Genomic DNA, 22,138 nt, shown 5'->3' on the forward strand with positions numbered 1-22,138 from the left:
GAGAATGACTTAGCTGCCGTCAAGATGTCCAGCTAGGACGGGACGTCAAGTCAATCAAACTGTTCGGGGGAAGTTAAAATGGCATTGTTGATAGAGACAGGTCTGTCCGATTGGATGAGCGACAGCGATATCGCGCGGGATGTTCGGGCACTGAAGCCCGGTCTGGACGTACGCACCCCTGCCACGATCGGAGACCCCAGCGACATTACAATGATCGCATTGGCAGGACTCAGCGATGATCAACTTGCCCGCCTGCCCAATCTGCAGCTTGTGCAAAAACTGGGCGCAGGCGTCGAAACGATTGTCGGCAACCCCAACCTGCCCGACCATGTGCGTGTTACGCGCCTGAAACCTGACGCGCCTGCGCAAGGCATCGCCGAGTGGTTCGTGGCCTACATCCTGCGTCAACAGCGCAACATGCCCTTTCACGAGGCTGCGCAGGACCGGTCGGAATGGTCCCCGAAGGCGCCGCTCTATTCGCCGGACACAGTGGTCGGAGTGCTGGGTTTGGGTCATATCGGCGCCCGCAGCGCAAAGATGCTGCGCGCGGTTGGGTTTCAGGTCATGGGCTGGAGCCGCTCACCCAAGCAGATCGACGGTGTCACATGCCTGCATGGCGAGGACGCCCTGCCCGATCTGTTGTCCGCATGTGACCATGTCTGTGCCATTCTGCCATCGACCCCGCAAACGGTCGGCTTGTTCGGACCCGATATGCTGGCGGCCATGAAACCCGGCAGCCAGTTGCTGAATGCAGGACGCGGAGATTTGATTGACGAGGCCGCGTTGATCACGGCTTTGGATCAGGGAAGGCCCGGTCGTGCCGTTCTGGACGTCACCCGAACCGAACCCTTACCCGCAGACAGCCCTTTGTGGACACATCCGGGTGTAACAATCACCCCGCACGTTTCTGGCTGGCATCTGGGCGACGCTCTGCGCGATGTGGCCGAGAATTTCGAGCGCCTCAACAGTGGCGCGCCCTTGTTGCACGAAGTGGACCGGGCGCGCGGATACTAGCGCTCTTTAAGGCGTGAGAATCCAATTGCCGCCCGCGTCGCGGCAACGTCGCGTTCTGACCTCACGTATCTGATCGGTATTGGCCGGTTCAATCAAGTGCTGCAAATGCACGCAATTGCCGCGGACATCCCGCACGGTGACGGTACCCTTTGCGTCGGTTTCCGTGCTGGCCCACGTAGCTTCTGAACCAACCTGTGGCGTACTGCCCTGAAACAATCCGTCTGCCGCGGCCGTCAGCAGTGTGAAATCGTCCGGGCTCAACCCCGATTCTGCGATGATCCGCGACAATGGCTTGGCCTGCGCAGTAACGCTGAGGCCAATTATCACAGCGCCTGCTGCTGTAAGAGAGAAAAGAGAATTCATGGGGCCTCACAATTCTGAAATGCACTTTCATTCAAGGATAGACATGTGAACCCGCATGGCCAACCCCAAGAGGTTTCAACCTTCAAATATTCCCGAACAAACCTATTGCGATCGCGCCGCTATAAGCGCCTGTCTAATCCCCCCATAGTGCGAGAAACCTGAACCAGAGGCATCAAATGGCACAGCCCACCTATTATGCGCCGTCAGGCGGACATCCCGGACAAGACCAGCTTTTGACTGACCGCGCCATGTTTACTGACGCCTATGCGGTGATCCCCAAAGGGACGATGCGTGACATCGTCACCAGTTACCTGCCTTTTTGGCAGGACACCCGGCTTTGGGTTCTGTCCCGCCCGCTGAGTGGTTTTGCCGAAACATTCTCGCAATATATCATGGAGGTTCAGCCCGGTGGTGGCAGCGACCGCCCCGAAACCGACCCGAACGCACAGGCCGTAGTGTTCGTGGTCGAAGGCTCGGCAACCCTGACGCTGAACGGCAATGTTCATGTGTTGGAGACAGGGGGTTATGCTTATATCCCAGCCGGGTCCGAATGGACCCTGCACAATCGCGGCAAAGATACTGCCCGGTTTCACTGGATCCGCAAAGTTTATGAAGCCGTTCCCGGCCTGCCCGCCCCTGATCCGATCATCACCAATGAACGCGACATCGCCCCAACCCCGATGCCCGGCACCGAGGGGCGTTGGGCCACAACCCGTTTCGCCGATCCGCAAGACCTGCGCCACGACATGCATGTCAACATCGTCACGTTCGAGCCGGGCGGCGTGATCCCGTTTGCCGAAACCCATGTGATGGAACACGGGCTTTACGTGCTTGAAGGTAAAGCCGTCTATCGGCTGAATCAGGACTGGGTCGAGGTCGAAGCCGGCGACTATATGTGGTTGCGCGCTTTCTGCCCGCAAGCCTGTTATGCCGGTGGACCGGGGCGGTTTCGTTATCTTCTTTACAAGGATGTGAACCGTCACATGCCCCTAACCCTGTCTAAACGCTGAGTTTCCGGTGGGTTTCTTGGGCTCGGGGCTTCACAGGACCGGTTGAATCTGATGAAATACCCGCAGTTTTTAGCACTGGAGATTGTTCAATGGTACTGCGTGGATCAATGTTGGCGCTGGCCGCCGTCATCGGCCTTACGGCTATTAACGCGACCCCTGTGGTCGCCAAGGAACCGACCAAATCGGTTTCGGTCTTCAGCCGGACCTGGGCGATCACGCAGGTCTCGGATGCTCCGGTCGTGTATCGCGCGACGCGGGACAACAACAACCTCAACCCTTTTGGGCCGCCGCCGCGCCTGCGCACCCTTCAGGCCATCGCAGCGATCCAGCAGGCCACCGGGTGCACCCCCATCCGAGGCAGCATGTACCAGAATATCTCGGGCCAGTTCTTTTCGCAGGTCAGTTGCAACTGACCCCAAGGCGAAACGGGCATTGAGGTCAGCGCAGCCCGCTGCCATAGCTTGCGCATGAAACTTGCGATTAACGGATTCGGCCGGATCGGCCGCACGATCCTGCGGCAGCTTCTGGCCATGCCGCAGGACAGTGGTATCCAACTGGTGCTGATCAACGACATTGCACCGCTGGAAACCTGCACCTACCTGTTCAAATACGACAGCACATTCGGTCCCTATGCGGGCGATGTTAAACACTCTGCTGACGAATTGATCGTCGACGGGATGGCGATACCAGTGACCCACAGTGCGGATTTGTCTCGTGTGGATCTGACCGGCGTCGATGTCCTGATGGACTGCACGGGCGTTGCACGCACATCAGATGTCGCCAGCCAGGGCCTGACGGCGGGTGCGGGGAGAGTGCTGATTTCCGGCCCGTCTCCGGCGACCGAGGTTACCGTAGTACTGGGCGCAAACGAAGACCAGCTGGGCGATGCGAGCATCGTGTCGAACGCCTCGTGCACGACGAACGGTCTGGCGCCTTTAGTCAAGGTTCTGGATGAGATCGGTGGCCTGGTATCGGGCCACATGACGACCATCCACTGTTATACGAACAGCCAGCCAATGGTGGACGCACCGCGCGGAGATCTGGCCCGATCTCGCGCGGGCGCACTTTCGATGGTTCCCACCACCACCAGTGCCATGCACCTGATTGACGAGGTTTTGCCTCATCTGGCCGGTCGCGTCTCGGGCGCGGCGGTGCGGGTTCCCACGGCCAGCGTCTCGGCGGTTGACCTGATCGTGACGCTTGAACACCCAGTGTCTGCGGATTTGTTCGAGGCCAACCTGCGTCAGGCCGTTGCGCAATCTCCTGTTCTGGGTTGGACGGACGAGCCCTTGGTTTCGTCCGATTTGCGGACCCGCCCCGAGTCGCTTGTCATCGCAGGCCCAGAGACGCGGCAGATCGGCGAACATCAGGTCCGCGTCTTTGGCTGGTACGACAACGAATGGGGTTTCTCGGCCCGGATGCTGGATGTCGCCCAACTGATGGTTGGCCGCTGATTGGCGACGTCAGCGGGCGACAATTTCATAGGGCGTGTCGAACCAGTGTTCTTCAAGGTTCGCCCCGGCACCGATGCGGTCAACAACCGCGAACAGGCCCGGACCATGCAGCGGCGTTAAAACGCCATGCCAAGTGCCCCTATGATAGTTTACGGCCTGACCGGGTGACGTCAGGAAGGCAACGGGCTGGCCGGGCATTCCATTGGCATCTGGTGCGACCACGACCAGAAACGGTTGATGTGTCATCGGTATAAAGGCTTGGCTGCCTTCGGGATGCCGCTCGACCATATCCAACACATAGGGGAAAGCGCGCGGATTGGCGTTAAACAGGCTGATACCCGCGCGTCCGTCAGCGAAATCCATCTGGGCACGGTCATGGAAACGGCCGCATTGTCCCTGGTTTATGATTTTGTCTGGCTGACCCGCAGCCTCAATCACGTCTCCGTACGGCGCAAAGGCTTGAGCGGTCAGCGGACGGGCGACGATCTGCATCATGACGGAAGAATGTCCCGCAGCCGAAACTCGGCAATGCGTTCAACCTGACGGCAGGCCTCGCGGAATTCCGTTTCGCGATCCTGCTCAATCCGCCGCTGAAACGCCTGCAGGATCGAGGCTTTGTCGTGATCCCGCACCGCGATGATGAAAGGGAACCCAAACCTCTCGGTGTAACGAGTATTCAGGTCCGTAAACGCCGCGCGCTCGGCGTCTGTCAACGCATCCAACCCGGCTGATGCCTGTTCAGACGTGCTTTCCTGTGTCAGACGTTTCGCCTGCGCCAGTTTGCCGGCCAAATCCGGGTGCGCGGTCAGAACGCTAAGTCTTTCGTGATCCGAGGCAGACCGGAACATACGCGTCAGCGCATTGTGCAATCCACCCGCAGTGTCATTAGCCGGGCCAAGCTCTAGCTGGAACGCGCGCTCGGCAATCCAGGCCGAATGTTCAAAGATGCCGCCATAAGTGCCGACGAATGTTGCGCGGTCCATCTGGGACGGTTTCCGATGGCGGCTCGGCGGGTGATGTGCGGCCCAATGCTGTGCGATTTGCAAGCGGGTGGCGAACCATACGTCCTCAAAACTCTGCGCATAGTCTAGAAACCGTTTCAACGCCATAACCCGGCCGGGACGCCCGATCAGCCTGCAATGCAGCCCGATTGACAACATCTTGGGCGCGCCCTCTTGGCCTTCGGCATAGAGCGCGTCGAAACTGTCCTTGAGATAGGAATAAAACTGGTCGCCCGCGTTAAAACCCTGTGGGGTGGCAAAGCGCATGTCGTTGCAATCCAAGGTATATGGAACGATCAGCTGATCCCTTTCGCCTGCGTTGACCCAGTAGGGAAGATCATCCGCATAGGTGTCAGCGACATAGTCAAACCCGCCCTCTTCAGCGACCAATCGAACCGTATTCTCGGAACAGCGCCCCGTGTACCAGCCGCGCGGACGATGGCCGACGACTTCGGTATGCAGGCGGATCGCTTCGGTAATCTGGGCGCGTTCCTCTGCTTCGGGCATATCCTTGTGCTCAACCCATTTCAGACCGTGGCTGGCGATCTCCCATCCCGCAGACTTCATTGCATCAACTTGGTCTGGGGACCGGGCCAGCGCGGTCGCGACACCATAGACCGTAATTGGCAGGTCTTTCATAAGCCGGTGCAACCGCCAGAACCCGGCGCGTGCGCCGTATTCGTAAATCGACTCCATGTTCCAATGCCGCTGACCCGGCCATTGCGCGGCCCCGACGATTTCAGACAGAAAAGCTTCGGAGGCCGCATCGCCGTGAAGTATGTTGTTTTCCCCGCCTTCTTCGTAATTCAGCACGATTTGAACCGCGATCTTGGCACCGTCGGGCCATTGAGCGTCGGGCGGTGTCAAACCGTATCCGATCATGTCGCGAGGATAACGAGGGGGCTGCATATGGGTGTCCGTTCTTTTGTTTGTCCTCAGCCATAGCCCAGAAACAGCCGGATGATTATCAAACTAATCCGAATGCAGTTTCCGGTTCTTTTGGCATTTCCATATTTTAGAACTTTGCGCCAGACTGTGGCAAAGCAAATTGCAGATCACAGGAGAATGCCGTGGCAGGCTATCTGACAACGCACGTTCTGGACACCGCGCGCGGCTGTCCGGCCCAAGGGTTGAACATCACGCTCTACAGCGTAGCGGGTGAGGCGCGCCATATCCTCGCCCAGATGACAACAAACGCTGATGGCCGAACGGATAGTCCCATTTTGCCAAAGGACGCCTTTGCGATCGGTACATACGAATTGGTGTTTGACGCTGGCGATTATCTGCGCACAACGGGGCAATCGGCAGAAGATCCGCTGTTTCTGGACAAGATCCCAATACGTTTCGGCATGTCAGATCCTGATGCGCACTATCACGTACCGCTGCTGCTTTCACCTTTTGGCTATTCGACCTATCGCGGCAGTTAACGCAGGGCCCCTCCCGCCCGTCGATCACCCTGCCGGGTTCCTCCCGTTGGGCCAGGCGCCGCACCTTTCAGGTACGGCGCGGTTTCTCCTGATCTAGGCGTTCCGCAACTCAAGGGCGTTCCCACGCTGCGGCCATGCCGCAGCGCCGGGCCCAACGCTGTGCAGCGCCCGAAGGGCGCGAACAGTGGCGGGAGCCCCAATCAACCCCCTTCGCCCAACGCGTTGACGATCTTACCAATTCTCGCGATCATAAAATCCATAAACAGACGTGCCTTCGGGTCCTGATGGCGCCTATGCGTGTACAGGCAGGCCATTTGCACCGCGACCGGGGGCGTCTCGACCGCAACTGGAACAAGTTGACCTGATTTCAGGTGTTCGGCGACTTCGAACACCGGTTTCATTGCAATACCCTGCCCAGACAAGGCCCAATCCGTCAGAACGTCGCCATCGTCGCATTCGAACCGTCCGGAAACCGCAAACCGCCGAGGACCGTCTTGCGTTTCCAGCAGCCACTGGAACTCGGTCGCGCCCGGAAACCGCAGGTTCAGGCATTCATGTTTGTCCGAAACAAGATCAGCACCGGTGCGCGGCATCCCCCGTCGAGAGACATATTCCGGCGCGGCGCACAGAACACGCGGGCAGTCTGCGATCTTGCGGATACGCAATGTGCTGTCTTCGGGCTGACCAATAAAGAACGCCAGATCCAAGCCTTCAGTCGTCAGGTCAACCGATCGATCCGTTAAACGCAGCCGAACGTCAATCTCGGGGTATTCTGACAGGAAATCAGGCACATGCGGGGCCAACAATCGCCGCCCCACCCCTAACGGAGCAGCAACGAAAAGCGACCCGCGCGGTGCTTCGGTCAGATGCACCACCTGCGCCTCGGCTTCATCCACTGCGTCAAGAACGGCCACTGCGCCTGGATAGAACGCCCGGCCCTGCTCGGTTGGGGAAAGGTTGCGTGTGGTGCGCTGGAACAGGCGCACGCCTAGGTGATCTTCAAGTTGCGATATCCGCGCCGAAGTCACCGCTGGGGAAATACGCAAATCCCGACCAGCTGCAGACATACTGCCTAAATCATAGACGCGGACGAAGGTTCGGATATTGTCGAGATAGGACATCTTATCGTTTTTTTTGATACAGTTTGGCAATATACGGGAATACCGAATAAAAAGCGGTTTGCCTAGTGTGGCCCTAACCAATCGGAGAGACCCCACATGTTCGAATTTGCCGTGTTCTGGGATTGGATGGCATTCGCCGTGCGCTGGTTGCACGTGATCACCGCCATTGCCTGGATCGGATCGTCTTTTTACTTCATCGCACTGGACCTTGGCCTGAACCGCGACATTTCAGGCCCGGCAGATGGTGAGGAGTGGCAGGTACATGGCGGCGGCTTCTATCACATCCAGAAGTATCTGGTCGCGCCCGAGCGGATGCCCGATCACCTGACCTGGTTCAAATGGGAAAGCTATGCCACCTGGCTGAGCGGCGCGGCGCTGCTGATGATCGTCTATTGGGTCGGCGGAGAGCTGTATCTGATTGATGCGCAAAAGGCCAATCTGGCGCTGTGGCAGGGCATTGCGATTTCGGCGGCTTCGCTGACTGTGGGTTGGCTGATCTATGACTTTTTATGCAAATCCAAGCTGGGGCAGCGTCCCACCCTGCTGATGGTGCTGTTGTTCGCGCTGCTGGTGGCGATGGGCTGGGCATACAACCAGATTTTCACGGGCCGCGCGATGATGCTGCATCTGGGGGCGTTCACCGCAACGATCATGACAGCGAATGTGTTCTTCATCATCATGCCCAACCAGCGCATCGTGGTCGATGATCTGAAGAATGGCCGAACGCCGGACCCGAAATACGGCAAGATCGCCAAGCTGCGGTCGACGCACAACAACTACCTGACGCTTCCTGTTGTATTTCTGATGCTGTCGAACCATTACCCGCTGGCCTTTGCGACTCAATATAACTGGATCATTGCGGCGTTGGTTTTCCTGATGGGCGTTACCATCCGGCACTATTTCAACACGCGCCACGCACGCGCCGGAAACCCGACGTGGACATGGCTGGCCACAGCGCTGCTTTTCATTGGGATCATGTGGCTGTCGACTGCGCCGATGTACAAACCTGTGGAAGATGCCGAAGCGCAACCCCTTACGCGATATGAACAGAAATTCGCCGCGGCAGAGGGTTTTGAGGAGGCACATGACGTCGTTCTGGGAAGATGCTCTATGTGCCACGCGCGCGAACCGGTCTGGGAGGGTATCCAATGGGCTCCGAAGGGCGTTTTGCTTGAAACCGAAGGCGACATTGCCCGCAACGCCAGGCAAATCTACTTGCAGGCTGGTGTCAGCCACGCCATGCCTCCGGCCAACGTCACTTATATGGAACCCGAAGATCGCGAAGCCATCATTCGCTGGTTCCGCAGTGTGGGGTCCTGATCCAGCGACTCTCTGATCACACAACCCGCTAATTTCTGGTCTGTTTCGATTATTTTTCCCCCTGACCGGCGATGAATGCTCTAACATGAATGTCATGACGCGCCGCTTCTTCCATGACGGCGAAAACTGATTTCAACTTGGGGCAGTTGAGGCCAATTGATGCAGAAGACCGGACCGCGCGCTTGTGTGAGAACTTGCCTGTTTGGCCTGCTGGCTGCGGTTCTGCCCACTTCGCTAATTGCGCTAGAGACAACTCTGACCGCTCCAGGCGCGCCCAAAGCTCTGATCGAGCGTCTTGAAGAGACCTCATCCGTTGCCACCGCCGAGTCGCGCGGACTGGGCACACCACTGGAAATTTTATCGGCCGCGTTGTCGGATTATCGGACCATTGTTCAGATTCTATACGACGAGGGGTATTTCAGCCCGGTCGTCAGCATCAAGCTGGACGGTCAGGAAGCGGCCGAACTGAGTTCCCTGAGCGTACCGACGCAGATCAACCGCGCCGCCATCACTGTGCAGACCGGACCTAAGTTCCGGTTTGGTGAAGCGATCGTACAGCCTTTGGCCCCACAGACCGTCCTGCCCGAAGAATTCGCGATCGGCGAACTGGCCACCACCGGGGCGATTCAGCGTGCCGGTTCCGCAGGGGTCCAAGGCTGGCGCAATGCAGGCCATGCCAAAGCCGATATTCAAGGTCAAAGAGTCATCGCCCGACACGCGCAGGCCCAGTTGGACGCTCAGATTGATCTGGCTCCGGGGCCGCGCTTGACGTTCGGGAAAATGATCATCTCGGGCGATACGGATGTGAAACACTCGTCGATCGAAAAGATTGCAGGTTTCCCAGAGGGCGAGGTTTATTCCCCCGAGGACATCCAAAAGGTCGGGACCCGTCTGCGCAGGACCGGAACTTTTAACGTTGTCGCGCTTGAAGAACGCGAGACCCCGAACCCTGATGGCACGCTGGATTTCGACGCCTATTTCGAAGATCTGCCCAAACGCCGCCTGACTTTCGGATTCGAGATCGCCTCTCGGGATGGGATCGATCTGACCGCAACCTGGACCCATCGCAACGTGTTTCGGCGGGCAGAACGGCTGCGGTTCGAAGCAGCGCTGCGCAATATCGGCGGCGCCGAGGATCTGGACGGGCGCATCGGTCTTCGACTGGACCAGCCAGATCGGCTGGGACCAGATGACAACACGTTCTGGAACGCCCTGCTGGAACGCCGCAACACCGACAATTACAACGTTACTATAACATCGCTGGCGTATGGTGCGCGACGTACTTTCTCGGATCGGCTATACGCCGAAGCTTCGGCCGGGTTTCAATGGTCCGACGCGGATGACGCGTTCGGCGACGGGCGCAAGTTCCGATACTTTATTGTCCCCACCCGCACCGAGTGGGATCAGCGCGACAGCAAGGTCAGTGCGACGAAAGGGTTTTATCTGGACGCACAGATCATGCCCTTTCTGGGAATTTCAGAAACTGAGACCGGCATCAGGTTCTTTGCTGACGCGCGCACCTATACCAGCCTGGGAACTGGCGGGCGCATTGTACTTGCTGGGCGGGTGCAAGCGGGTTCAGTCCTGGGGCCGTCACTGAACGCAGTTACCCCAGACTTCCTGTTTTTTTCCGGTGGCGCCGGCACCGTACGTGGGCAACCGTTCGAAAGCCTCGGCATTCCGGTCGGAGACGAAATTGCCGGCGGCAAATCCTTCCTTGGCCTCTCCGGAGAAGTCAGGGGCAAGATAAACGATGCGATTTCGCTGGTCGGGTTCTATGATTACGGCGTGGTGGATTCGTCCTCATTCGTCACCAGCGCCGCGGCGTCCCATTCTGGCGCAGGTCTAGGCGTCAGATACGATTTGGGTGGCTTTGGCCCATTGCGTCTTGACCTCGCCGTTCCCGTTCAGGGCGACACCGGCGATGGACTGCAGTTCTACATCGGGATCGGACAGGCATTTTGATAAGGCGATATTCATATACAGTCCTGACCGCCACGCTGGTCCTCTATGCCCCTCCTCTGGCCGCGCAGGAAGACAGCGGTGGCAGTATACTTGAGAATTTCCTGCAAGATACGCTGTCGGGTGACAATCAGAACGTTACGGTCAAGGGTCTGCAAGGCGCCCTGAGCGCGCGCGCCACCATCGAGGAAATCACAGTCGCGGATGATGAAGGCGTCTGGTTGACCATCAAGGACGCGCAACTGGACTGGAACCGCCTGGCGCTGATCCGAGGCAGATTCTCGGTTAACGCGCTGACAGCGCAGGAAATCGACATCGCTCGCGCGCCCGGCGCGACAACCGCACCGGACGAACCTGCACCTTCTGCCGAAACTCAGCCATTTCAACTTCCTGAACTGCCCGTTTCCATCGAGATCGGCGAAATTCGTATAGACGAGATTTCCCTGGGCGAGCCGTTGATAGGCGTGGCCGCAGACCTGTCGGTTACCGGCAATCTTTCCCTGGCCGACGGAACGTTGGACACCAATCTCGATATCACCCGGCTGGACCGCGCGGGCGACGAAATCACTCTGACCGCCGGGTTCCAGAACGCCACCAGCGAGATCACCCTTGATCTGAATGTGACCGAAGCATCCGGCGGTCTGATTTCTACCGCCCTGAACATTCCCGACAGCCCACCTATCGGATTATCCGCCAAAGGGTCCGGCCCGCTGACGGATTTCAGCGCCGATATCGGCCTGAGCAGCGACAACCAGCAACGCGTGACCGGTCAGGTTCGCCTGCGCGCGGCCACCGAAGGTGCATCAGAAGGCATTGCGTTTACCACCGACCTCAGTGGTGATCTGACCCCATTTCTATCAGCCGATATCGATCCGTTCTTTGGCACCCAGACACGACTTTTCGTAAACGGCCAAACCAAACCCGAAGGGGCGCTGGATGTCTCGGACCTGGAACTGACCACGCAAGCGTTGGACTTGAAGGGCGAGTTGCAACTGGCCCAAGGTGGAACACTGGCACTTGCGGCTTTGCAGGGACGTATCACGCCTCCAGACGGTCAGGCTGTGATCCTGCCTGTGGCTGGCGGGGATACATCCCTTCAGGCCGCACAAATTTCCGCACTTTTCGATCAGAAAAACGGCAACCTTTGGGACCTGAGCCTGACGGCGGACGGCTTTAAATCCCCTCAAGCCAACCTGCAAAACGCCCGGATTACGGCGCAAGGAGTTCTGGATCAGGCCGAAACCCTGTCAGTAAGTGGCGACCTTCAAGCCAGCGTCACCGGTGTTGATTTGACTGATCCTGCTTTGAACACGGCCATCGGCCAACGCATCACGCTGGACGGCCAGTTTGACTATGGCAGTGATCAGTCGCTGAACCTATCGGGGTTCGAACTGGTCGGATCGGATTATACGCTTGCGCTGGATGCTTTGGTCGATGGCCTGAACAGCGGTTTGAACGTGGACGGTTCAGCTACGCTCGAAGCGTCTGACTTGGCCCGATTTTCGGACCTCGCACAGATGGACCTTGGGGGGCGGGTCTCGGCCAGAATTGATGGGTCGGGATCGCCACTGGAAGGCAGCTTTGACGGCAAGCTGGCTGTCGAGGGCAGCGACCTGTCAACCGGGCGCGACGACATCGACCCGGTCATCACTGGCGAAACGACAATCACGCTGGATGCCAAACGTGATTCAGACGGCATTACCATCCGCGCCTTCGATCTGAACAGCGAAGCTGCGCAGGCTCAGGCAAGCGGCGATGTGACCACACCCGATGGCAATCTGACCATCGACGGGCAAGCGCGGGTAAATGCGGCGGACTTGTCGGTGTTCTCGGGCTTGGCGCAGCGTGAGCTGGGGGGCTCAGTACGGGCAGAAGTCAGCGGCACGGGGACAGTACAAACGTTGGAGTTTGACGGCACCGCCAATGTCGTCGGTCGGAACATACGAACGGGCATGGCGGATATTGATCCCCTGTTGACCGGTCAGACCACAATCCAGTGGGATGGTGCACGGACTGCAGATGCCATTGATATACGAAGCGCAACAATCAACGCCCAAGCCCTGAGCGCGCAGGTTCAGGCCACGATAAATGACCCGACCGAAGAACCCTCGGGCCAGGGTCAGGCGCGTTTGACCGTGCCTGACCTGTCGCTTTTTTCGGGACTGGCCGGGCAAGATCTGGCCGGATCGGTGAACGCCAACCTACAGGGCAGCGGCGACCTCGCCACGCGCGCTTTTGACGTTCAAGGGAACGTGGACGCCAACAACATTCGGGCCGGGATCGAGGTGCTCGACAAGCTGATTGAGGGGCGTACAACCCTGACCATAGACGCTGAAAATGGAGACGAGGGTCTGGATGTTCGCACGTTCCGACTGACAGGAACGGCAATCTCTGCAAACGCCTCGGGCAAGGTCTCGCGCGAAGCCGGAGGGCTGGATTACTCGGTGACACTGGACGACGTCGCCCGTGTGACCCGGACTCTGTCTGGCCCCCTGACTTTGGAAGGCAACGTGGCACCAACTCGGACCGGGTTGGGAGGAACTGCAAATTTAAGCGGACCTGACAGTTCTTATGCCAATCTCAAAGGGACAGTCGAAACAGACGGCGACGCAGATGTGGAATTTGACGCCAAGTTCAATCGCATTGAACGATTTGCACCCGACTTCCCCGGCACCATTGCTGCCACGGGTACTGCGCAACGCAAAAGTGGCATCTGGACCATCGACACCAGCGCCGAAGGCCCCGCGCAGATTAACAGCGACGTTTCGGGTACGTTTGACGAAAGCACGGGTGAAGCGGATCTGAAGGCTGTGGGCGGTTTGAACATAGGAATTGCCAACCTGTTCATTTCACCCAATAAAATCGACGGAACTGCCCGGTATGACGTTACTCTTAAGGGCAAGCCAGCGCTTGATGCCCTTAGCGGGTCGATCACCACCTCTGGCACATCGCTGGCCATTCCGGGCGCCGCGCAAACAATCACTGGCATCAGCGGGTCAGTCGATCTGTCGCGAAGCCGAGCAACGGTTTCCATTTCCGGCGGCACCCGCGCCGGCGGATCGTTCTCGGTCGCCGGGCCGGTTGACCTGACCCCGCCCTTCAACGCGAATATCGTAACGACTTTGAATAACCTGGTTCTGACGGACCAGCTTTTGTATGAGACCACACTGGCTGGACAAATTGCCATGACCGGAGCGTTGGCAGGAAACAGCTCGGTTTCAGGGCAGATCAATTTCGTTGAAACAAACATCAACCTAGCAGCCGCCTCTGGCGCGGTAGGGGCGGCGGCGATCCCCGACATCCAGCATGTTGGCGAAAGTGCTGCAGAACTGCTGACACGGGAACGCGCCGGTCTGGTCAAGGACGAAGAGACCACACAAAGCGACTCGCGCATTGCTTTGGATATCGCATTGCTGGCCCCGAAAGAGGTCTTTGTGCGCGGTCGCGGCGTGAACGCGGAACTGGGTGGGCGGCTGTTTATCGGCGGGACCACATCATCCGTCATCCCGTCAGGGCAGATAGAATTGATCCGCGGTCACTTTGATATTCTGGGGCGTCGATTGGCGTTGACCAAGGGTATCGTAACGCTGCAAGGCGACCTCACACCGTATATCGAGTTCGAATCTTCAACCAGCACCTCGGACGGTACTGCTACGATCGAAATCGCCGGGCCGCTGGATTCACCCGAAGTCGACGTATTCTCTGACCCGGAACGCCCCGCCGAAGAGGCTCTGGCCATGTTGTTGTTTGGCAACCGGTTCTCGGAACTGTCGCCCTTTGTGATTGCCCAGATGGCGGCATCGCTGGCACAACTTAGCGGCGCAGGTGGTGATGCCACCAAGGGGCTGCGTGACAGCACAGGGGTAGACACGGTCGATATAGGCGCGACGGAAGGCGGAGCGGGACGCTTGGGCGCGGGCGCTTACCTGAGCGACAACCTCTACACCGATTTCACCGTCAACACAGAAGGCGACACCGAAGTGAACCTGAACCTTGACGTCACCGATAACTTCACCGTCCGGGGCACTGTCGATGGCCGGGGCGAGACTGGGCTGGGTGTGTTCTTTGAACGCAATTACTGACGCCGGATCGCAATCGGTTGACCGATCTGAGGCGCCGGCTCAAGCTCTGCATGATCACGCGCCATCCGCGCCAACCGGGCTGTAGCCCAAACTGGATACGCAACAGATCGACCTGTTGTATGGCTGACATTCATGAAAAGCGCTTCTTGTGTAGCGCACACCTCGCCTGAAGCCGAAAGCATCTGGGCAAAATAGTGCCCGCGTTTGTGATCGGCATTCAACATGCGAAAGCGAAAGGTCAACGACTGACCTTCGAGAACTTCGCGCAGGAAAGACATTTGCGATTGCAGGACGTAAGGCCCCTGCCCCAACGCGCCGACCTGAACTTCGCCCAGTCCCAGATGATCAACCATCAACCGTTCCAGCGCCATATCAAATGCCACTCCGTAATAGCCCACATTCATGTGGCCATTATAGTCAATCCATTCCGGCAGAACCTTGAATCCGTGAATTTCGACAGGTGCGTCATAGGGGCCATCATGGCCGCCCAATGGTTCAGTCATCTGCATCATCCTCAAATATGGCGACGGCGCGCGTGAATCCCGCCGAAGCGCCTTTGATCTTGAACGGAAAACACGAGATTTCGAAACCGGTCGGCGGCAGGCTTTCCAGATTGGTCAGTTTTTCCATGTGGCAATACCCAATGTCTATCGAAGCACGGTGGCCTTCCCAGATAATTGAGGCATCTTGTGTCTCGGCGTATTCCTGAGCGGTCAGGGCAAAAGGGGCATCCCAGCTCCAGGCGTCGGTGCCGGTGACGCGCACACCGCGCTCGGTCAGATACAGCGTTGCTGCGCGGCCCATGCCGCAACCTTTCATCAGATAATCAGGTTGCCCATAATGCGTGCCTGCGGACGTGTTGACGACCACGATGTCCAATGGCCGCAACGTATGGCCGATGCGTTTCAATTCAGCCTCAACATCTGCGGCCGTCACCACATAGCCATCATCAAAATGGCGGAAATCCAGTTTCACACCGGGATTCATGCACCATTCCAGCGGCACCTCGTCGATCGTGATCGCGCGTTCTCCTCGATTCATGGTCGAGTGATGATGGTACGGCGCATCCAGATGAGTGCCGCTATGGGTCGCGATCTGCAAACGTTCTATGGCCCAGCCCTCACCGCCCGGTAGATCGTCCTTCTGCAGGCCGGGAAAGAAAGACATGACCTGTTCTGCAGTCTGTTCATGGGTCAGGTATTCGATTTCAGGCAGCATGATCGGCGGGTCGGATATGATCCCGGTTTCCAGCGGAACGGACAAATCGACAAAGCGGCGCGCCATGGAACCCTCCACCACCAAAAGCGGTGACAGGTTTGGCCGTCAATAAATCTCTGTCAAGAAAAGAAAAAGGCGACCCGCAAGGGCCGCCTTTCCAAGATGAGTGGTGGTCGGCTATTCCGCCGCGATGGCGTCTTCGATCTTTTCAACCCTGATGGCCGAGAACTTGAACTCGGGGATCTTGCCATACGGGTCGATGGCCGAGTTGGTCAGGATATTCGCTGCTGCCTCAACATAGGCAAACGGAATGAACACCATATCCTCGGCAATCGCCCGGTCGGCGCGCACCATAATGTCGATCGAGCCGCGCCGGGTGGTCAGGCGGATCGTCTCACCCGGCTCAATCCCCATCAGTTTGAGGGTCCGCGGGTTCATCGAACAGTTCGCCTCGGGCTCGACGGCATCCAGAACGTTGGACCGGCGGGTCATCGACCCGGTGTGCCAATGTTCCAGCTGACGACCTGTTGTGGCGATCATCGGATATTCGGCATCTGGGGCCTCATCCGGCGGGATGACGCTGGCGGGCGTGAATTTGGCTTTGCCATCAGCCCGGGGGAATCCGTCGCCGAACACGATGGACTGACCCGGATCGGTTTCGGACAGGGACGGGTAGGTGATCGTTTCGTTTTCCAGACGTTCCCACGTGATGTTGTCCAGCGACTCCATGGTCAGCTTCATCTCAGCAAAGACCTGAGACACATCGGTGTAATCCCAGTTGAGACCGATGCGCTGCGCCAATTCCACAGTGATCGCCCAGTCTTCACGCGCCTCACCCGGAGGAGCGACAGCCGGGCGCACACGCTGCACCTGACGGTTGGTGTTCGACACGGTGCCGTTCTTTTCATACAGCGCCGAGGCCGGCAGGATGATGTCAGCGTAGTTTGCCGTCTCGGTCAGGAAGATGTCCTGAACGATCATCAGGTCCAGCTTTGACAGCGCTGCGCGGGCATGGTTCACATCCGGGTCAGACATGGCCGGATTTTCGCCCAAAATATACATGCCCTTGATGTTTCCGGCATAAATCTGGTCGATGATTTCGGTGACCGTCAGGCCCTTTTCGTTCGAGAAATCCTCTGATCCCCAAACATCGGTGAACTTCGCCCGGATGTTGTCGTCTGTGACCGTTTTATAGTCCGGCAGGAACATCGGGATCAGACCAGCATCCGAGGCGCCCTGCACGTTGTTCTGACCACGCAACGGGTGCAGACCCGCGCCCGGTTTACCAACATTCCCGGTCATCAGCGCGAGGCTGATCAGACAACGCGAGTTATCCGTTCCATGGATATGCTGACTGACACCCATGCCCCAGAAGATCAGGCCGGCCTTGGCCTGTGCAAAGGTACGGGCCACCCGGCGGATCTGATCCGGTTCAATACCGCAGATCGGAGCCATCGCTTCGGGCGTGAACTGGCGCAGGTGTTCTTTTTCAGCCTCCCAGTTCTCGGTCCACCGATGGATGTATTGGCTGTCGTAGAGCTCCTCTTCGACGATCACGTTCATGATCGCGTTCAGCATCGACACATCCGCTCCCGGTCGGAACTGCAGCATTTCATCGGCGAACTTGCGCATCCCGACACCGCGCGGGTCCATTACGATCAGCTTGCCACCGCGTTTGGTAAACTGCTTGAAATAGGTCGCGGCAACCGGGTGGTTCTCGATAGGGTTGGCCCCGATGATGATCGCCACATCCGCGTCTTTGATGTCGTTGAACGCAGCCGTAACCGCACCCGATCCAACGTTTTCAATCAGCGCGGCCACCGACGACGCGTGGCACAGACGGGTGCAGTGGTCGACGTTGTTGTGGCGGAAACCCTGACGGATGAACTTCTGGAACAGATAGGCTTCTTCATTCGTGCACTTGGCCGAGCCAAAACCAGCGACATTGCGCGGATCATCGTCGCGCAGTTCCTTCAGCTTGGTCGCGGCCAGATCCATCGCCTCTTCCCAGGTCGCTTCGCGGAAATGGGTCGACAAGTTCGAAGGATCGACGTTCAAGCCCTTGGCAGGTGCGTCCTCGCGCCGGATCAGCGGCTTGGTCAAACGGTGCGGGTGGTGGATGTAGTCAAAGCCGAACCGGCCTTTGACGCACAGGCGACCTTCGTTAGCCGGACCGTTGATGCCTTCGACATACTTGACCTTGCCGTCCTTGACCTTCAGCGAAACTTTACAGCCCACGCCGCAGAACGGGCAGACGCTTTCGGTCTCAGAGTCGTAATCTTTGCTGTCACCCTTCTGCTGGTCATCCAGCACGGTCGCAGGCATCAGCGCGCCGGTCGGGCAAGCCTGAACGCATTCACCACAGGCGACACAAGTTGAATCGCCCATCGGGTCGTTCTGGTCGAAAACCACCTGCGCTGTGTGGCCACGACCAGCCATGCCAATTACATCGTTCACCTGCACGTCGCGGCAGGCGCGCACGCAGAGATTGCAGTTGATGCAGGCATCCAGATTGACGCGCATCGCAACGTGGCTGTCATCCAGCAGCGGGATTTTCTCGGCCTCTTTCGCCGGGAACCGGCTGTCGCTGACATCATTCAGCTTGGCCATGTCCCAGAAGTGGCTGGACGCGTCATGTGCCTCCTCCGGCTGGTCAGCGACCAGCAGTTCCATGACCATGGCGCGCGATTTCTCGGCGCGGTCGCTGTCTGTCTTGACTACCATACCATCCGCTGCGGGTCGGATGCACGAAGCGACCAGTGTGCGTTCGCCCTCCACCTCGACCATACAGGCGCGGCAGTTGCCGTCGGGTTTGTAGCCCGGCTGCGGTTTGTGGCACAGGTGCGGAATGGTGAACCCTTGGCCTTTGGCGGCTTCCCAGATGGTCCAACCCTCGGGCACGGTGACATCTTCGCCGTTCAGGTTGAAGGTGACGGTCTTGTTTGGGCTTGCGTCTAGCATGGCTCTGTCTCCCCTCAGATTTCGTCAGCGAAGTGTTTCATGACCAGGCGGATCGGGTTCGGGGCAGCCTGCCCTAGACCGCAGATCGAGGCATCGCCCATGACCTGACACAGGTCTTCCAGCAGATCGGTGTCCCACTTGTCGGCCTGCATCAGCTTGACCGCCTTTTCGCAACCAGCGCGGCAGGGTGTACACTGGCCGCAGCTTTCATCCTCGAAAAACCGCAGCATATTCAGCGCCGCGTCGCGGGCGGTGTCCTGATCGGACAGGACAACCACTGCGGCCGAGCCGATAAAGGTGCCATGCGGTTGCAGCGTGTCGAAGTCCAGCGGAATGTCATCCATAGATGCGGGCAACAGCCCCGAAGACGGACCGCCCGGCTGGTAGGCCTTGAAGGTCTGACCTTCGGCCATCCCTCCGGCCGCTTCGATCACGTCCAGAATGGTCGAACCGGCGGGCAGTAGATAGACGCCCGGCTTTGCCACACGCCCCGAGACCGAATAGCTGCGCAGGCCCTTGCGGCCGTTCTTTTCGGTGCTGTTGAGGCATTCCGGCCCCTCGCGACACACCTTGGTGACCCAATACAGCGTCTCGACATTGTGCACCAACGTCGGGCGGTTAAACACGCCGACCTGCGCCACGAACGGAGGACGGTGACGCGGCAGGCCCTTTTTGCCCTCGATCGATTCAATCATCGCAGATTCTTCGCCGCAGATATAGGCACCGGCCCCCCGGCGCAGGTCGATATAGCCAGGCGCGACGATCCCGGCCCGTTCCAGCGCGGCAATCTCACGGCGCAGAATTTCCAGAACCGCTGGGTATTCGTCGCGCATGTAGATAAAGCAGGTCTCGGCCTCAACCGCCCATGCGGCGATCAGCATGCCCTCAAGGAAGACATGCGGCGTGCGCTCCAGATAGTAGCGGTCTTTGAACGTGCCGGGTTCGCCCTCGTCGCCGTTCACGGCCAGATAGCGGGTGCCTTCGTTCATACGAACAAAGCCCCATTTTTTGCCCGACGGGAAGCCCGCACCGCCCAGACCACGCAGGCCCGAGGACAGGATGTCTTCCTGAACTTGTTCCCAATCGCCACCGTCGCGCAGCTCTTTCAGCTTGGCATAGCCGCCGTTCGCCTCATAAGCAGCAAAGGCTTCGTAGTCGGGCAGATGCGCGTGGGTGTCATCAGCCGCAATCGCAGCCTGCACCTTTTCGGGGGTCGCATGATCGATATGGTTGTGACCGATCTCAAGCACCGGCGCAGTATCGCAGCGGCCCATGCAGGGCGCACGCACGACGCGAACCTCCGACGCATCCAGACCGTCCTCCAGCGCCTTTTGCAGCTGCTGGGCACCGGCCATTTCGCAGGACAGGGAATCACAGACACGGATGGTCAGCGCGGGCGGAGGCGTCTCATCCTCTTTCACCACATCGAAATGGGCATAAAAGGTGGCGGTCTCATAGATCTCGGCCTGACCGATGCGCATCTCAACCGCCAGAGCGGCGATGTGGTCGGCGCTGATATGGCCGTGTTCGTCTTGAATCAAATGCAGGAATTCGATCAGCAGATCGCGGCGGCGCGGGCGGTCGCCCAGCAGGCGTGCGATTTTAGCCTGCGCCTCATCCGTGAACTGACGGCCTTTGGGCGTGTGCCGCCCTTTGCCTTTACCTGACTTCCAGACGCCCTTGGGTGCGCCTGATGGCTTGGTGTCTAATGGTGCCATGATGCCCTCCGATTAAGGCCCCGTGTCTCATCAGACTAGCATATCGTCAAATCGCATATTTCAATCGCACGATAACGAATCCTTATCACCGTAAGGAGGCGACAACCGCCCGTAGCGCCTCAACCGTTGGCAATTCCGGATCACGGCTGAGCGTGGCGAGGCAAATCGGCTTGCTGACGACCGGATCGACCAGAGGCAGCACTTTCGTCCCCTTCAACTCGCCCAGCGCCCGTACCAGCACGCGGGGAACAACCGTGGCCGCCAACCCCTCGCGCGCCATGACCATCGAAGCGGTGAAGCCGCTGGTTTCGGCCACCACATGCGGGTGCAGGCCCTGTTCAGCGAAAATCCGGTCCAGAATACGCCGGTTCTGCATCTGCGGCTCAAGCAGGCTGATCGGAAACTCAGCCACCTGCGCCCACGGGATCGGCCCGGTTTCATCAGTCATATGCGCAGGAACCAGCAGCACATAGGTTTCTTCGTACAGGGGCTGAACCTGCCGCAGATCGGTGCCGATGCTGTCACCATAGGTGATGCCCGCATCCAGACTGCCCTCATCCAACCGGTGCTGAATGGCGGTGGCCGACATGGTTTCGATCCGCGACAGGATGCGCGGGTGGGCCTGCTGCAACCGTTTGATCAGACGTCCGGTAAAGGCAATTGCGGTGGGGATCACGCCCAGGATCAGCGTCCCCGTGATCTCACCCTTGGACGCCTGCACCTGCTGTTCCAACGCCTTGGTCTCATCCAGAATACGCCGCGCCCGCTGGACGATCATCTCGCCTTCTTCGGTGAGGCCCTGAAACCGGTTGGCACGGCGGACGATCGAGACGCCAAGCCTGTCCTCAAGGTTGCGGATGCGCATGGAAAAGGCGGGCTGCGAAATCCCGCATTCCTCGGCCGCTTTGGCAAAATGCTGGTGCCGCGCAAGGGCGCTAAGGAGTTGGAGGTCGCGGATTTCGATCATATTCGAGTTTTCCAATAACGGGCCGACGACCACTTTAGCCGTATTAACCTGCGGGAAAAGCACCGTTTGCATGCGAGCATACCTTTGAACGCATTCTTGTCTCACTCAAGAAACTCGCCTCTAATACATGGCAAGGGCAACACGGAGAGGCTTCGGATGACCGCTGTAGAAGTTTTTCAGAAATTGTATGACAGGTATGTTGATTGCTATCGGTCAAAAGATGCAACTGGTTGCGCGTCGTTCTTCCTGGATAACGCACAACTATTTTCGCCCTACGGTCCTGCAGCCAACGGTCGAAAGGCTATCGAAGCGACCCATGCTGAATGGGTTGAGGAAGGTGGTGAGGACAAAATCGTTACGGTTGTTCAGGCCGGCATCGACGGTCAAATCGGCTGGTGCCTTGTCCACTTTAGTGAAGGGACGACCGGTCACGGGACATCCCTTAACGTTTTGCACCTGCAACCTGACGGCGGGTGGCTGATCAGCCATTGCAGCCTGAACGAAAAGCTCTGATACAGAC

The 22,138-nt window shown here is 58.6% G+C and carries 18 protein-coding genes; 9 read left to right on the forward strand and 9 right to left on the reverse strand.

Annotation, left to right across the window (positions count from 1 at the left end; all coding sequences use genetic code 11):
- The first annotated feature begins 78 nt into the window (after positions 1-78).
- On the forward strand, positions 79-1,014 hold the full coding sequence (locus AC2FF7_RS09795) for a 2-hydroxyacid dehydrogenase (RefSeq protein WP_496905575.1): 936 nt from the start codon (positions 79-81) through the stop codon (positions 1,012-1,014).
- Positions 1,015-1,020: 6 nt separating this feature from the next.
- Here the strand turns inward: AC2FF7_RS09795 and AC2FF7_RS09800 are convergent, their stop codons facing one another.
- Entirely contained in the window at positions 1,021-1,377 is a 357-nt protein-coding gene (locus AC2FF7_RS09800) for a hypothetical protein (protein ID WP_170753687.1), read from the reverse strand.
- Positions 1,378-1,553: 176 nt separating this feature from the next.
- Here AC2FF7_RS09800 and AC2FF7_RS09805 point away from each other — a divergent pair, with 176 nt between their 5' ends.
- The 3 genes from AC2FF7_RS09805 to AC2FF7_RS09815 all read left to right on the forward strand — a co-directional run bounded on the left by AC2FF7_RS09805 (position 1,554) and on the right by AC2FF7_RS09815 (position 3,841).
- Positions 1,554-2,387, forward strand: a complete 834-nt coding sequence (locus AC2FF7_RS09805; protein ID WP_480866238.1) for a bifunctional allantoicase/(S)-ureidoglycine aminohydrolase — start codon at positions 1,554-1,556, stop codon at positions 2,385-2,387.
- Positions 2,388-2,476: 89 nt separating this feature from the next.
- The gene (locus AC2FF7_RS09810; RefSeq protein WP_170354885.1) at positions 2,477-2,800 is read left to right on the forward strand and encodes a hypothetical protein; all 324 of its coding nucleotides are present in this window, start codon (positions 2,477-2,479) and stop codon (positions 2,798-2,800) included.
- A 54-nt stretch (positions 2,801-2,854) separates the two neighbouring features.
- Positions 2,855-3,841: a type I glyceraldehyde-3-phosphate dehydrogenase gene (locus AC2FF7_RS09815; protein WP_480866240.1), complete on the forward strand. Its 987-nt coding sequence runs from the start codon at positions 2,855-2,857 to the stop codon at positions 3,839-3,841.
- 9 nt (positions 3,842-3,850) lie between these two features.
- Here AC2FF7_RS09815 and AC2FF7_RS09820 read toward each other — a convergent pair whose 3' ends face one another.
- Together AC2FF7_RS09820 and puuE are read right to left on the reverse strand one after the other, a co-directional pair.
- Entirely contained in the window at positions 3,851-4,336 is a 486-nt protein-coding gene (locus AC2FF7_RS09820; RefSeq protein WP_480866242.1) for an ureidoglycolate lyase, read from the reverse strand.
- On the reverse strand, positions 4,333-5,751 hold the full coding sequence (gene puuE / locus AC2FF7_RS09825; protein ID WP_496905576.1) for an allantoinase PuuE: 1,419 nt from the start codon (positions 5,749-5,751) through the stop codon (positions 4,333-4,335). Before puuE ends, AC2FF7_RS09820 begins: the two co-directional genes overlap by 4 nt.
- Before the next feature lie 161 nt (positions 5,752-5,912).
- Between puuE and uraH the strand changes: the two genes are divergently transcribed.
- Positions 5,913-6,269 carry a hydroxyisourate hydrolase gene (uraH, locus tag AC2FF7_RS09830; RefSeq protein ID WP_170354881.1) on the forward strand — a complete coding sequence of 119 codons (357 nt, stop codon included), beginning with the start codon at positions 5,913-5,915 and terminating at the stop codon, positions 6,267-6,269.
- A gap of 200 nt (positions 6,270-6,469) precedes the next feature.
- On the opposite strand, the gene AC2FF7_RS09835 is transcribed toward uraH, so the two are convergent.
- Positions 6,470-7,390, reverse strand: coding sequence for a LysR family transcriptional regulator (locus AC2FF7_RS09835; RefSeq protein WP_170354880.1), 921 nt, complete (start codon positions 7,388-7,390; stop codon positions 6,470-6,472).
- Between the two features lie 96 nt (positions 7,391-7,486).
- Here AC2FF7_RS09835 and AC2FF7_RS09840 point away from each other — a divergent pair, with 96 nt between their 5' ends.
- The 3 genes from AC2FF7_RS09840 to AC2FF7_RS09850 all read left to right on the forward strand — a co-directional run bounded on the left by AC2FF7_RS09840 (position 7,487) and on the right by AC2FF7_RS09850 (position 14,754).
- Positions 7,487-8,710 carry a urate hydroxylase PuuD gene (locus tag AC2FF7_RS09840; RefSeq protein WP_496905577.1) on the forward strand — a complete coding sequence of 408 codons (1,224 nt, stop codon included), beginning with the start codon at positions 7,487-7,489 and terminating at the stop codon, positions 8,708-8,710.
- Between the two features lie 159 nt (positions 8,711-8,869).
- The gene (locus AC2FF7_RS09845) at positions 8,870-10,675 is read left to right on the forward strand and encodes an autotransporter assembly complex protein TamA (RefSeq protein WP_353390668.1); all 1,806 of its coding nucleotides are present in this window, start codon (positions 8,870-8,872) and stop codon (positions 10,673-10,675) included.
- The gene (locus AC2FF7_RS09850) at positions 10,672-14,754 is read left to right on the forward strand and encodes a translocation/assembly module TamB domain-containing protein (protein WP_496905578.1); all 4,083 of its coding nucleotides are present in this window, start codon (positions 10,672-10,674) and stop codon (positions 14,752-14,754) included. Before AC2FF7_RS09845 ends, AC2FF7_RS09850 begins: the two co-directional genes overlap by 4 nt.
- On the opposite strand, the gene AC2FF7_RS09855 is transcribed toward AC2FF7_RS09850, so the two are convergent.
- From AC2FF7_RS09855 to AC2FF7_RS09875, 5 genes are all read right to left on the reverse strand, one after another.
- A complete protein-coding gene (locus AC2FF7_RS09855) occupies positions 14,748-15,257 on the reverse strand; it encodes a thioesterase family protein (protein WP_480866251.1) in 510 nt (169 codons plus the stop codon). The two genes, AC2FF7_RS09850 and AC2FF7_RS09855, sit on opposite strands and share 7 nt — an antisense overlap.
- Positions 15,250-16,038 (reverse strand): cyclase family protein, encoded by a 789-nt coding sequence (locus tag AC2FF7_RS09860; protein ID WP_496905579.1) that lies wholly within the window; start codon positions 16,036-16,038, stop codon positions 15,250-15,252. The genes AC2FF7_RS09855 and AC2FF7_RS09860 overlap by 8 nt, the downstream gene beginning before the upstream one ends.
- A 111-nt stretch (positions 16,039-16,149) precedes the next feature.
- A complete protein-coding gene (fdhF, locus tag AC2FF7_RS09865) occupies positions 16,150-18,933 on the reverse strand; it encodes a formate dehydrogenase subunit alpha (protein WP_496905580.1) in 2,784 nt (927 codons plus the stop codon).
- A gap of 14 nt (positions 18,934-18,947) precedes the next feature.
- Positions 18,948-20,651 carry an NAD(P)H-dependent oxidoreductase subunit E gene (locus AC2FF7_RS09870; protein ID WP_480866257.1) on the reverse strand — a complete coding sequence of 568 codons (1,704 nt, stop codon included), beginning with the start codon at positions 20,649-20,651 and terminating at the stop codon, positions 18,948-18,950.
- A gap of 85 nt (positions 20,652-20,736) precedes the next feature.
- Positions 20,737-21,618: a LysR family transcriptional regulator gene (locus AC2FF7_RS09875; protein WP_170753949.1), complete on the reverse strand. Its 882-nt coding sequence runs from the start codon at positions 21,616-21,618 to the stop codon at positions 20,737-20,739.
- 156 nt (positions 21,619-21,774) lie between these two features.
- Between AC2FF7_RS09875 and AC2FF7_RS09880 the strand changes: the two genes are divergently transcribed.
- Positions 21,775-22,131 carry a YybH family protein gene (locus AC2FF7_RS09880; protein ID WP_480866259.1) on the forward strand — a complete coding sequence of 119 codons (357 nt, stop codon included), beginning with the start codon at positions 21,775-21,777 and terminating at the stop codon, positions 22,129-22,131.
- Positions 22,132-22,138 lie beyond the last annotated feature (7 nt).

Source organism: Ruegeria sp. YTSC325 (genome assembly GCF_059609525.1).

Excerpts from the sequence above, each read along its gene's own strand:
- AC2FF7_RS09795 (WP_496905575.1), top strand. The coding sequence starts at position 79 with ATGGCATTGTTGATAGAGACAGGTCTGTCCGATTGGATGAGCGACAGC.
- AC2FF7_RS09800 (WP_170753687.1), bottom strand. The coding sequence starts at position 1,377 with ATGAATTCTCTTTTCTCTCTTACAGCAGCAGGCGCTGTGATAATTGGC.
- AC2FF7_RS09805 (WP_480866238.1), top strand. The coding sequence starts at position 1,554 with ATGGCACAGCCCACCTATTATGCGCCGTCAGGCGGACATCCCGGACAA.
- AC2FF7_RS09810 (WP_170354885.1), top strand. The coding sequence starts at position 2,477 with ATGGTACTGCGTGGATCAATGTTGGCGCTGGCCGCCGTCATCGGCCTT.
- AC2FF7_RS09815 (WP_480866240.1), top strand. The coding sequence starts at position 2,855 with ATGAAACTTGCGATTAACGGATTCGGCCGGATCGGCCGCACGATCCTG.
- AC2FF7_RS09820 (WP_480866242.1), bottom strand. The coding sequence starts at position 4,336 with ATGATGCAGATCGTCGCCCGTCCGCTGACCGCTCAAGCCTTTGCGCCG.
- puuE (WP_496905576.1), bottom strand. The coding sequence starts at position 5,751 with ATGCAGCCCCCTCGTTATCCTCGCGACATGATCGGATACGGTTTGACA.
- AC2FF7_RS09835 (WP_170354880.1), bottom strand. The coding sequence starts at position 7,390 with ATGTCCTATCTCGACAATATCCGAACCTTCGTCCGCGTCTATGATTTA.
- AC2FF7_RS09840 (WP_496905577.1), top strand. The coding sequence starts at position 7,487 with ATGTTCGAATTTGCCGTGTTCTGGGATTGGATGGCATTCGCCGTGCGC.
- AC2FF7_RS09845 (WP_353390668.1), top strand. The coding sequence starts at position 8,870 with ATGCAGAAGACCGGACCGCGCGCTTGTGTGAGAACTTGCCTGTTTGGC.
- AC2FF7_RS09855 (WP_480866251.1), bottom strand. The coding sequence starts at position 15,257 with ATGACTGAACCATTGGGCGGCCATGATGGCCCCTATGACGCACCTGTC.
- AC2FF7_RS09860 (WP_496905579.1), bottom strand. The coding sequence starts at position 16,038 with ATGGCGCGCCGCTTTGTCGATTTGTCCGTTCCGCTGGAAACCGGGATC.
- fdhF (WP_496905580.1), bottom strand. The coding sequence starts at position 18,933 with ATGCTAGACGCAAGCCCAAACAAGACCGTCACCTTCAACCTGAACGGC.
- AC2FF7_RS09870 (WP_480866257.1), bottom strand. The coding sequence starts at position 20,651 with ATGGCACCATTAGACACCAAGCCATCAGGCGCACCCAAGGGCGTCTGG.
- AC2FF7_RS09875 (WP_170753949.1), bottom strand. The coding sequence starts at position 21,618 with ATGATCGAAATCCGCGACCTCCAACTCCTTAGCGCCCTTGCGCGGCAC.
- AC2FF7_RS09880 (WP_480866259.1), top strand. The coding sequence starts at position 21,775 with ATGACCGCTGTAGAAGTTTTTCAGAAATTGTATGACAGGTATGTTGAT.